Annotated in this window: 9 protein-coding genes; 8 read left to right on the plus strand and 1 reads right to left on the minus strand. The window is 45.0% G+C overall.

Annotated features, from left to right (window positions below; genetic code table 11):
• Positions 1 to 74 precede the first annotated feature (74 nt).
• From QFZ78_RS36715 to QFZ78_RS36745, 7 genes are all read left to right on the plus strand, one after another.
• Entirely contained in the window at positions 75 to 1,844 is a 1,770-nt protein-coding gene (locus tag QFZ78_RS36715; protein WP_307554851.1) for a cache domain-containing sensor histidine kinase, read from the plus strand.
• A 6-nt stretch (positions 1,845 to 1,850) separates the two neighbouring features.
• A complete protein-coding gene (locus QFZ78_RS36720; RefSeq protein WP_307554853.1) occupies positions 1,851 to 3,404 on the plus strand; it encodes a response regulator in 1,554 nt (517 codons plus the stop codon).
• Between the two features lie 115 nt (positions 3,405 to 3,519).
• Positions 3,520 to 4,848: an ABC transporter substrate-binding protein gene (locus QFZ78_RS36725; protein WP_307554855.1), complete on the plus strand. Its 1,329-nt coding sequence runs from the start codon at positions 3,520 to 3,522 to the stop codon at positions 4,846 to 4,848.
• A gap of 98 nt (positions 4,849 to 4,946) precedes the next feature.
• Entirely contained in the window at positions 4,947 to 5,834 is an 888-nt protein-coding gene (locus QFZ78_RS36730) for a carbohydrate ABC transporter permease (protein WP_307554857.1), read from the plus strand.
• A gap of 12 nt (positions 5,835 to 5,846) precedes the next feature.
• A complete protein-coding gene (locus QFZ78_RS36735) occupies positions 5,847 to 6,692 on the plus strand; it encodes a carbohydrate ABC transporter permease (protein ID WP_307554860.1) in 846 nt (281 codons plus the stop codon).
• A gap of 54 nt (positions 6,693 to 6,746) precedes the next feature.
• A complete protein-coding gene (locus QFZ78_RS36740) occupies positions 6,747 to 7,772 on the plus strand; it encodes a glycoside hydrolase family 88/105 protein (RefSeq protein WP_307554863.1) in 1,026 nt (341 codons plus the stop codon).
• Between the two features lie 12 nt (positions 7,773 to 7,784).
• On the plus strand, positions 7,785 to 8,903 hold the full coding sequence (locus tag QFZ78_RS36745) for a rhamnogalacturonan acetylesterase (protein ID WP_307554866.1): 1,119 nt from the start codon (positions 7,785 to 7,787) through the stop codon (positions 8,901 to 8,903).
• 248 nt (positions 8,904 to 9,151) lie between these two features.
• Here QFZ78_RS36745 and QFZ78_RS36750 read toward each other — a convergent pair whose 3' ends face one another.
• Entirely contained in the window at positions 9,152 to 11,413 is a 2,262-nt protein-coding gene (locus QFZ78_RS36750; RefSeq protein WP_307554868.1) for a carbohydrate-binding protein, read from the minus strand.
• A gap of 190 nt (positions 11,414 to 11,603) precedes the next feature.
• Here QFZ78_RS36750 and galU point away from each other — a divergent pair, with 190 nt between their 5' ends.
• Complete coding sequence (gene galU, locus QFZ78_RS36755; protein WP_307554871.1) at positions 11,604 to 12,476, plus strand: UTP--glucose-1-phosphate uridylyltransferase GalU; 873 nt, start codon at positions 11,604 to 11,606, stop codon at positions 12,474 to 12,476.
• Positions 12,477 to 12,480 lie beyond the last annotated feature (4 nt).

The raw sequence follows: 12,480 nt of genomic DNA on the forward strand, positions 1-12,480 counted from the left end.
GGGAATTGGAACATCCATCACGAAGACTCTCTCCAACATGAACCTTATTCAGCGAAGAAAAGTGGTGACGTTGCATGAAATCAGGCATAAGCAAGTGGTTTAATGAAATACGCAATCTGCGTATTAAAGCGAAGTTGTTTCTGCTCATTACAATATCTATGGCTGTCAGTTCTTGCATCTCATTGGTGGGGCTCCAGATTGCCTATTCCATTTATGATCAGCAAATTTATGAGAAATCATCTCAAGTTCTGAATCTATCATCCACCTTGATAGAGAACGAGTTAAATAAAGTGGAACGATTGACCTTTAGTATCATGTCGGATGAACAAATCCAGCAAAATTTGATCGTGATGAACGCGGATGAATCCGATTACAATCGTATCCAATCACGTGCCAAGCTTGTGGATCGGCTTGTGCAATACATTAATTCTGAGACGTATATCATTGCAGCAGATATAACCGATGTGAAGGGAAGCAGCTATTCCAGCGGAAATTTGACGACGCTCTCATCAGAGCGGAGAGACCTTATCCAAACGACGGCTGACCAAGGCAATGGCACTCTGGGGTGGGTGAACCCGGATGCGCAGGATTATAGTTTAATTGCTGCCAGACAAATTCGTTCCTTCGAAAAATTGGAGCTTAACAAGCTGGGCACCCTGGTGCTGCATGTGAATTTAGACAAAATTGTTAACCAATACGCAAGAGAAGCCGTAACAAGGGACGGCGAACTCGTCATTGTATCAGACAGGAATTTAGTATACCCGCGAGCAGCTAGTATGAAATCCTTGCTTAGTGAGGGCAATCCAGCGGAGTCGGCATCCAAGGGTTTTCGCATTATGGAACAGGACGGAGAGAAATATTTCGTTTCCCATATTCACTCTGATTATTTGGGCTGGACGTATTACAACACGCTGCCCTTCCAAACCATCTTTTATCATATAATTTTGATGAAAAACTGGATGATTGCCGCATTCCTGCTTAGCTTTTTCCTCCTTGTCGGATTTGGGATGACAGTGGCAAGAAGCGTAACACGGCCGATAGAAGGCTTAATTACCAACATGCGCGGCCTGCAAATTAGTGATCTAGAGAGGTCCGAACTGCCAACGCTCGCACCATTATCACAGCAGATGGATGAGGTAGGCTTGCTGCAGCGTACGTATCGCATGATGCTAGTGCGTATTCAAGAGCTGATCAAAGAGAACTACACGAAACAGTTGATCATCAAAGAAACTGAATTTCGTTCCCTGCAGGCGCAGATTAATCCGCATTTTCTGTACAATACGCTTGAATCAATCAACTGGATCTCCAAGATGAATGGACAGAAGCAAGTGTCCCAAATGGTTGAATCCCTCGGTTATTTGCTCCGTTCGTCGATTAGCCTAAAGCAGGATATCATCTCTGTGGAAGATGAACTTCGGCTTGTGCAGCATTATATTACGATTCAAAGGGTCAGATTTGAGGAACGGCTTGATTTTAGACTCGATGTTCCGGAACTAATAAGAAGCAATAGTATACCGAAACTGACGCTGCAGCCGCTTTTGGAAAATGCGATTAAATATGCGGTAGAAGTCATGCTAGAACCATGTGTCATCCAAATTATCGGTCGAGAAGAAGGCGAATACATTTTGCTCATCGTGGAAGATAATGGACCCGGTATTGATGAAACCTATTTAGAGCAGATCCTGACAGGAGAACGTAAATCCAGAGGGACAGGTATCGGTCTGAAAAATATTGATGAACGGATCAAGCTGTCCTTTGGCGATGTGTTCGGCATCCAAGTTGATAATCGCGTGGACGGCGGTGCTCGCATTACAGTCCGTATTCCTAATACGAAAAGAGGGTAATTGTTTATGTATAAAGTGCTGTTAGTTGATGATGAACGGATGATTCTGGAGGGTATTTCTTCCATTGTGGACTGGCATTCGGTGGATACACAGTTAGTTGGAACAGCGCGAAATGGTGTTGAAGCCTACGCCTTCGTGTGTGAACATGCACCCGACATCATTATTAGTGATATTCGTATGCCTGGTATGGATGGACTCCAGCTTGTGGCCCGAGTAAAAGAAACCCATCCGCACATCCGGTTCATTATGCTTTCAGGATTCGATGAATTCGAATATGCCCAAATCGCCATGCAGTATGGGGTGAAGCATTATTTATTAAAGCCATGCAACGAGAACAGCATTCTGAAGGCTTTAAGCGAAATTGCTGCAGAATATAAGCAGGAAGAGAGCAAGGAAAGCTTTATTCAGTCGATGAAGGCGAATTTGCGGAAGGTACTGCCCCATGTGAAGGAACAGTTTCTGAAGGAGTTCGTGACGAACAAGTCGTATGGAAGCCGGGATTGGGATTATTATCAGGATTTATTTGGGCTGCAGGTCAGCGGGAAGAAAGTGCGCTTATTGCTTTTCCGTCTGGAAGACAAGTTCGAATATGAGCATCTTTTTGCCGTGAAAAATATTGCTGAGGATATTCTCGATGAAACTCTGCTAAGCTCAACCATTGCGGAACAAATTCTGATTATGATTGAGGATCAGGAAGATATGGAGCGATTACAGGAGCAAATCAAAGAGATAAGGCGCATTTTTATGCTATATTACAAAATTGATACGACTGTCGCCTTAAGTGAATCAGGAGACATCGTAGAGGCGAGACGCCTTTATTTGCAAGCGCTTGATTGTTTGGGCCATCGCTTTTATCTCGGTGAAGGCGGGCTGATTACGATGCGAGATATTTTGGATTCCACCCTTCTGAGCAAAGCTGATTTCGTCTATGACGAAGACCGGATTCTGTTCCCGATACGGGCGGGCAATTGGGAGGAAGCAGAAGTGAGCATTGATGCGTTTCACGATCAACTAGCAAATTCCCGACTCGATATTCAGACGACCAAGTCGTATGTCATTCAAATATTTATTTCCATGACGCGACTATGTGCGGAAGAGCAAATGAATCATTACATGGGGCTGATCAGTCAAATATCTCAACTGGAAACCCTGCAAGCGAGCATCCATTTGCTGAAGCAAATCGCATCCGAAATCACGCTTATTAACTTTGAACAAAATAAAAATAAACATTCGCAAGTCGTTCAAAAGGTTATTGATATTGTTAATTCGGAGCTAGCCAACGCTGAACTTTCTCTCAATTGGGTAGCTCACCAGATGCTGTATATGAACCCGGATTACCTGGGGAAATTGTTCAAGAAAGAAACGGGTGAACGTTTCTCTAACTATGTGGTTACTGTAAGGATTAAGAAAGCAATGGAGATTATTAGACATCATGATGATGTTAAAATGTTCGAACTAGCGGAACAGCTTGGTTTTGGCGACAATCCGCAATACTTCTCTCAAGTGTTTAAAAAGATCGCAGGCTGCGCTCCTTCCGAGTATAAGAAGTTGACGCTATAATCTTGTTTTCACTGTTTTTTGAACATTTATCGCGGTAAATTAGATTCAACTTTCGCTCTTCCAAGCTGATAATAAGAAGTGTGGAGCGCAGGTGACTCATAGGGGGAAGCTAACTATGAAACGCATACCAATACCAGTCCTGCTCCTAGTCATGTTGCTGTTTACCATAATCGGATGCAGCTCGAGTCAGCAATCAGCGAATGGGGGAACTGGGTCATCAAGAACGATAGAAACGGCGAAAAGTGAAAGCAAGCATGACGTTAAGCTTCGAATCGCGTGGTGGGGCGGTCAAGCCAGACATGACTACACCTTGAAGCTGATAGAGATGTACCAACAGCAGAATCCTGGCGTGAAGATCGATACGGAATATGCCGGCTTCGATGATTATTGGAAAAAGCTGGCACCGCAAGCCGCGGCCAACCAACTACCGGATATTATCCAGATGGATATTTCGTACTTAAATCAATACAGTTCGAAGAATCAGCTGGAAGATTTAGATGAGCTTACGAGTAACGGAACGCTAGATGTTCGTTCAGCCTCACCGGAAACGATAGACGCTGGACGAATTGGCGGCAAGCTTTACGGCATTACTCTTGGGGTGAATGCGATGGGAGCGACCTTCGATGCAGCGCTGCTGAAGCAGGCCGGTATTGCTTCGATTCCTGTGAACTGGACTTGGTCTGATCTGGAGCAAATCGCCAAGCGAATGAAAGGACAAGGCAAAGTGCTTGATCATATGCGATTCGATCAGTTCTTTCCTTACTACTTGCGTACGCATAATCAGCACTATTTTAGCTCGGATGGTACGAGTCTTGGTTATAGCGATCCCCAATATTTTATAGATTACTTCACGATGTATCTCAAATGGTACGATGCCGGCTACATGCGGAACTGGGATAAAGAGTCTTTAACCAAATTGACACCGGAGGAGAATCCGGTTGCCCTCGGCGATGGGTTCATGACGATGGCGTGGTCGAATCAATTCATAACTCTGCAGGAGGCCTCTAACAAGTCATTGAACATGATAGGGATGCCAGGTCCAAATGGGAAGCAAGGACTTTATTTGAAGCCGACGATGCTGTTCTCAATTTCGAAAAGCTCAAAGCAGAAAACGGAAGCAGCTAAATTTATTTCTTGGTTTATTAATGATTTGGAAGCAAATAAACTCATACATGGAGACCGCGGGATTCCGATTTCGGCTGCCGTTAAGGAAGGTTTGAAACCCCTACTAACAGAGGCAGATCAGAAAGTCTATGACTACGTCGCTTGGGCGCAGTTGAACAGCAGTGCCATGGATCCGCCAGATCCGCCAGGGGCTGCAGAAGTAAGCAAGCTGCTTCGGGATATGCAAGAACAAATCTTGTATAGGAAGCTCTCAGTGGAGGAAGCCGCAGCCAAATTCATGAACGATGCCAACGCGGTTCTCGCCAAAAATAAGAAGTAAGAATTTTTTGAAAAGCTTTACAAAGGGGTTAAAGGGTAGCTTCATGCAAGCTGCCCTCCCAAATAAATAGAAATTGACGAATGTAAGGGAGTGGAACTATGAAACTACGTGAAAATGATCACATAGTCGGTTATGTGTTTATATCACCATTCATCTTGGGTTTTCTGATCTTCACGCTGTTTCCGATGTTTTCATCGCTGTACTTTTCATTTACCGAGTACGATTTGCTATCGGCTCCAAGATGGGTGGGACTTTCCAATTACGAGAAAATGTTCACGGATGACGACAAAATCATGGATTCCATCCGAGTGACACTAACTTATGTGCTTACGTCTGTCCCATCCAGACTCATTATCGCTCTGCTCGTTGCCATGCTGTTGAATCGCGCGGTTAAAGGGATTGGGTTATACCGAGCCACGTATTACTTACCATCCTTGATTGGCGGCAGCGTCGCAGTCTCCATCATGTGGCGTCAGATTTTCGGAGATAAAGGACTAATCAATGCTTTCCTAGATACAATTGGCATCCATACCACTATATCCTGGATTGGCTACCCAGCTACAGCACTTGGTACTTTAGTTCTGTTATCGGTTTGGCAATTCGGTTCCTCCATGTTGATATTCCTTGCCGGACTAAAGAATATTCCTGGTACCTATTATGAGGCAGCCAGTGTAGATGGCGCAGGACCCATTCGCAAGTTTTTTCATATTACCTTGCCTTTGTTAAGTCCGATCATTCTCTTTAATTTAATCCTGCAAACGATATCAGGCTTCTTAACCTTTACTCCGGCCTACATCATTTCCAATGGGGAGGGCGGGCCGCTGAACAATACCTTGCTGTATTCACTTTACTTATTCCATCGAGCATTCGTCTTCTTCGAAATGGGTTACGCTTCGGCCATGGCTTGGTTCATGCTGATCCTGATCGGACTCATCACCTTAGTGATTTTTAAAACATCGAAATATTGGGTTCATTACGAAAGCTAGGAGGGGTAAACAATGGTTTTACGAGCGAAAAATGTCAAGACAGTGCTATATCATCTCATCGTATGTATCATCGCAGTAACTGCGATTTATCCGATCCTATGGCTGGTCGCGAGCTCACTGAAGCCGAATGATGAAATTTACACAACGGCTACCAGTCTGATCCCAAGTCGGCTCGAGTGGAACAATTATGTGTCGGGCTGGAAAGGGTTTGCAGGCAATACGTTTGCTACATTCATGAAAAATTCGTTCATTATTGTTATTCTTTCGACGATAGGTGCGGTGGTTTCCTCCGCTTTGGTAGGTTATGGATTTGCCCGGATTCGTTTTGCTGGAAGCAAATTCTGGTTTTCGGCTGTTATGCTTACTTTGCTGCTTCCTCATGACGTAACGATTATTTCTCAATATGTTTTATTTGCCAAAATAGGCTGGTTATCCAGTTTTAAACCGATTATCGTCCCGCAGTTTTTTGGGATTCCATTCTTTATCTTCTTGATCATGCAGTTTATTCGTACGATTCCGCCAGAATTGGATGAAGCCGCGAAAATGGACGGCTGCAGCAAGTACAGCATCTTTTACAAAATTATTGTACCTTTAATTGTTCCGGCACTCGTGACGTCGGCGATCTTCTCCTTCTATTGGAGATGGGATGATTTCTATACACCACTGCTTTATTTGAACAATCCGAGTCAATATCCGGTTTCCTTAGCATTGAAGCTTTTCTTGGATAGCGAGTCGTTGAATAACTGGGGTGGCATGTTTGCCATGTCGACGTTATCACTTGTCCCGATTTTCGTTGTTTTCATCATATTCCAGAAGTACATTGTTGACGGAATTTCGACGAGCGGTTTGAAAGGATAAGAAGAGATGATTACGAACACAGAAAATAGCCAACTACAGGGAGGAAATGAAGAGATGCCAGCCTTACAATTTGATCCAGATGAAATTCGCAAAGTGATTGACCGTGTTGTCCATAGAACGTTCCGAATGGACTTTAATTGGGATTGGCCGGGCGGCGTAGCCTTCTATGGCGTAACCGAAGCCTATGAAGCGACGGGCAAGGAGGAATATCTGCAACTGCTGAAAGATTGGATCGATGAGAAGCTGGAGGATGGCTTGCCTAAGCTGTCCGTTAACGGGATCTCAATTGGACACTCCTTGCTGACACTGTACAAAGAAACCGGTGAAGATCGGTATATCGAAATTGCTTCACAAATGGCTGAATTCCTTCAGCATGAGGCGGAGCGTTTCGGAGAAGGCATATTCCAGCATACGGTGAACTCGGAAACCTATAACTTTCCGCAGCAGGCATGGGTGGACACCATGTTCATGGCAGGCTACTTCCTCTTGCGGATCGGTTCTGTGCTAAAGCGTGACGATTATTTTGAAGATGGGTTGAAGCAATATCACGGTCACGAGAATTATTTGCAAGATATGACAACTAATCTGTACTATCACGGCTGGGATCATCTAGCACAAAATCATATGTCCGGTATATTCTGGGCACGTGGCAATGCATGGGCAGCAATTACGATGGCTCGTGCGCTGAGACTGGTGCATGTGACGCATCCTTCTTTTATGATTCTCGAGGGCTCGCTGCGTGATCAATTGAGCGCACTTGTCCGCTTGCAAGATGAGAGTGGACTGTGGCATACCGTATTGACAGACAAAGCTGCTTATTTGGAAACAAGCGGTTCTGCTGGTATCGCGGCGGCGCTTATCAGTTCAGGTCCTCTCTACAACAAATATACGAACAAATCCATTCAAGGTATACTTTCACGCATCACGGAAGATGGGACAGTCACTCATGTTTCAGCTGGAACAGCGGTAATGAGAGATATTGACGGTTACAAAGGGGTTCCCTACAAACGGATTCAAGGCTGGGGACAGGGGTTAGGGCTTACTTTCTTAGCATCCTTGCTTAATCGCAAAGACTGGTAGGAGGTAACGTTGATGAGCGTACACTTCAGGTTCGATTTCGGTCCAGAAGAGAGTTCAAGCTGTACAAAAGAAGGGTACACGAGAATTAGCGGTCAAACGTATTACAATGAGAAAATGGGCTATGGCTTTCTGGATGGTTCAACGGTGTTTGAGCGAGATCGAGGGCGTCCCGCGGCGCTCCGTCAAGATTTTTGCATTCCGGTTGGTGCTGTCTTTATTGTGGACGTGCCGAATGGCAGCTATACGGTTCAGACACTCATGGGGGACCTTATAACGTCAACTTGTACGGGATTGAAGGCGGGGCCAGGAAGACTTGTATTGACCGATGTTCTGACAGCATCAGGAGAGTTTGTTACTAGCAGCTTTACCGTTCATGTGGCAGACGGACAGTTGAGACTTACTTTCTCTGGTGTGGCCCCGAGAATTAATGCATTAGAAATTACCTCGGCACCGCAAGCGGCAAACTTGTATATCGTCGGTGATTCCACCGTTACCGATCAACCGCAGGATGGTTATCCGTACACGGGTTGGGGACAAATGCTGCCGCTTTTCATTAAAGCGGACGCCGCTGTAGCCAACTATGCGGTATCAGGCCGCAGCTCCAAAAGCTTTTTGGAGGAAGGACGCCTGGCACCCATCCTTGACCAGATGAATGCGAATGACTGCCTGTTCATTCAGTTTGGACATAACGATCAGAAGCTGGATGCAGAGCGGGCTACATCCCCTTTTACAACGTATAAAGAGCATTTGAACATCTACATACAAGAGGCAAGATTGCGGGGAGCGGCCCCGATTCTAGTAACGCCAGTTCAGCGAAGATTTTTTGACAGTGCCGGTAAAATCATAGATACGCATGGTGACTATATTACCGCGATGAAGCAGCTTGCAGAGGAAGAAAACGTTCCCTTGATAGATTTGGCAGAAGAGAGCAGGCAATTGTTTGAAGCACTAGGTCCGGAAGAAACGAAAGCAATATTCATGTGGGCGTGGCCGGGTGAGTTCCCTAACTTCCCCAAAGGCGCAGAGGATAATACACATTTTCAGGAAAGAGGCGGTATTGCCATCGCCAAGCTGGTCGTAGATAGCATAAAGAAGCAAAATATCCAGCCGCTTATGCGTTATCTTCGTTAGTAATTGGCTGTCTATAGAAACCCAAACCCCAGCCATGCGATAAATATCACAATAGGCTGGGGATTTGTTTTGGGGCAAATAGGGGAGGATTGACCATCCTAATCCTATATATGGCCTGAGACGATGTTTTTCTACTCAGGCTACAATACAAGCCACTCCACAGTTTTGGCTTACGTTAGGCTCGGCATCCGAGCTTAACGCAGAACAAACGAAGACCTGGCTAAACAGCCAGGTCCATTTTGAATCAATCAGTCCATCTTCTCAATCGAAACTTGATCGATTTGCAAAGAAGTTAACCCCGGTGAATCCACATAGAAGCCGATATCCAAGCTGCCATTCGTTACGTTAACAGTGGCTTGAACGCGTTGATACCCTTTGGTCGGACTAATGTTCTTGTATATGGTCTTTGCACCATGCTCACTAAGCTCCATCCGGACTGTCGTCGGTTTGTTTCCATATAACGTCTCTTTAACCCATGCGCTAACGGTATAGGATCCATTCGGAAGTCCAGTTAATTTCTGATGAATGCTTTGCTTATAGGCTTTGGTGTCCCAGAAATAGAGCTTGTATTTACCTTTATACGCATCGTGAGGATCAACACCATACTTTGCGGTCTGACCTGCTGGATGCCATTCCGACCATCCTCGAATGTCACCGCTTTCAAAATCCCCATTTTGCACGAGCGAAGAGTCAATGTTGGCTAACCGATTCTTGTCGAGCACAAGACCATCCAAATGAATCTCACCCGTATCTGAGGCTGTACGCTCTAAGGTGATCAGGTTCACACCCTTTTTCAAATGAATGCGATCATTCTGATTCATCCATGTATTCCAAGCTGAAGTCGAACCGAACGTGACTGCCCGCGATGGTTGAACCACAACTCCCTTCTCATCGGTTGTGCTTACATGAAGAGTGCTGTTCATCCCTGAAGCATTTGCATAACGATAGGAGAGCGCATAGACACCTTCTTCAGCTGCTTGGACTGCATAGACAATTTTAGCCCCCGTCAATCCCAACCCATCGACAAAACCAAATCCTTGATAACCCGCATAGTTATTATTAAAATGCGTACCGCCCATCCAAGTAGCAACCTCAGCAGCATAACTCGCTTTCGTGCCTTCCGGTTCGATTTTCACAACTTTTGATGCATGTTTCACAAGGGTCGGGCTGTAGGCAGTAAGTTTGCCAAGGCTAGTTCCTGTCCAGAGCTCGGTTGTATTCGCTGATTGAGTCAGTCCCAAATCTTTCAAATAATTGACCGAACGAGTGGCTGTCCCATCTGATCGATTAAATAACCCGACAACCCAGCTGCCATCTGGTAATTGTCCAAGCCATTTTTCTGAGTTCCTTGCCCCTGGATCGCTGCTAAATGAATGCCCATTATTATAGTAAGGTTTGCCTACGAACCCTTGATTATGGAGCGCAAGCATGTTCTTGTTTTTGTAAAAGCTTCCGAAATTGCCAATCGTGGAATGCTGATCCGTGATCGCTATGGGTGAACCCGCCATGGTGAATAATTGAATGATGCTTTTGCGTTCTTCATCTGTTTTAAAGGTATTCATGCGGATGAAATCCCCATCCAGAATCATATTGGAACCGCGGCCAGCGATGTCGGAAAATCCAGTAAATCCTTGGAACGGATTGGCCCACTGCGACCAGCTGTTCACCCAATTTTGACGTTGACCGCTTAAGTTTTCCCAACCGCCATGGGCGAGATCCTCATTGATTCGGACCATATCACCATACGGCAGTTCGCCAGCAGCATGATTGTTCAAATGAGGCATTACGAGACTTAGTTCCATATCATCGCCGGCTGCTTCCTGCATCCACTTTAAAGCCGTCTGATAGTTCTCTGAGCCATGATTAACCCCAATCGTCTTGCCTTTATCTGTTCCGGTTTCATACCAAGACAAAAAATCAATTCGCAGGTAGGGAACACCTAGCTGTTTGAAGTAATTCACGTACCCTTGAATATACGCCTTGGCGCCGGGTTTCGTAACATCTACCCAATACAAATCATCATTAAATTTATCTGCGGAACTGGCAATCTCACTAATTTTGTAGTTCGTTCCGACGATTGTTTTCGTTGGATCTGCCGCGGCACTCCGCGTTACCCACAACGGGTTATAGTAAACACCGAGCTTCATGCCTTTATTTTGAATGTAGGTTGACCAATAAGCCCAGTCATGCTGCCAGTTATCATTGTGAGACAAAATGTAACCGTTCTCATTTGTGCGTTGAGCACCTTCAATCCAGCCATCGGAGGCTATCATGTCATAGCCCGATGCTTTGTAATCGCTTGCAATCCAATCAATGTTTTTCTTCCATTCTGCCTCGTTCATAGGTGCATTATTTGTGTATTGATATTCATAAGTGCTCCAATAGAGGGGCCCTGTTCCATCTCTAGTAAATTGACTTTCCCTGGCTTCCGTCGTCTGAGTCCCTAAGTTCAGCAAGAATAAGAGACTGGCGCAACCAAGCAGCGCTTTCGTGAATGATGTCATTGTCATGGTGGTTGCTCCATTCTGTTAGTTGATCATGTTCACACCCTCATCATAACTGAAAGTTTGCCGAGTGCCTATGACCTGTTTTAACCAGTACATTTTGAGTGAAAAAGATACATGTCCGTGGCATTCCAAAGTGGTTTGCATACTTTGAACATAAAGCTTATTAATTACTACTTGAGAGATGGTGATATGTTTGAAGATTCGAAAAGCGGTCATACCTGCAGCAGGTTTGGGTACGCGATTCCTACCGGCGACCAAAGCTCTCCCAAAGGAAATGCTGCCTATCATAGATAAACCAACCATTCAATTTATCGTAGAAGAAGCGGTAGCTTCAGGCATTGAAGACATCATCATCGTGACAGGGAAAGGGAAGAAAGCGATCGAAGATCATTTCGATACTGCCTTTGAATTGGAGAGCTATCTTAGAGAGCGTGAAAAGTTTGATCTTCTTGGGGTTGTGCAGGAGGCAACCCAGCTAGCTAACCTTCATTATATTCGCCAAACCGAGCCGTTCGGACTAGGACATGCTATTTGGTGCGCCCGCGCTTTTGTTCAAAATGAACCCTTTGCCGTGTTATTGGGTGATACGTTTTTTGATGCCGAAACGCCTGCACTGGCGCAATTAATCCATTACTATAATCGATATCATAGGTCCATTATTGGTGTTCAGGAAGTAGAGGATCAACTCGTTTCGGATTACGGAATTGTAGATGCAAAAGTCCTGCACGAAGGTATTCATAGTGTCATAGACCTTATTGAGAAACCAGTTCTTCCAATGTCGCCGTCAAATTTGGCCATGCTGGGTCGTTACATTTTGACACCTCAGATTTTCGAAGTATTGGCCACTCAAAAGGCCGGCGTAGGTAAAGAAATTCAATTGACGGACGCATTGATTACGCTAAACAAAATCGAAGCCATGTATGCCTGTGAGATAAAGGGGCAATGGCATGACATTGGAAATCATAGAGGATTTATTACATCGATTCTTTCTGAAGCGAACAAGAGAGCCAATCTGAGGCCATGGCTTCGCGAGCACATAGAGAATATGTTAAGAGAAACGGAGTGATAGG

Source organism: Paenibacillus sp. V4I5 (assembly GCF_030817255.1).
Classification (GTDB): Bacteria; Bacillota; Bacilli; order Paenibacillales; family NBRC-103111; genus Paenibacillus_E.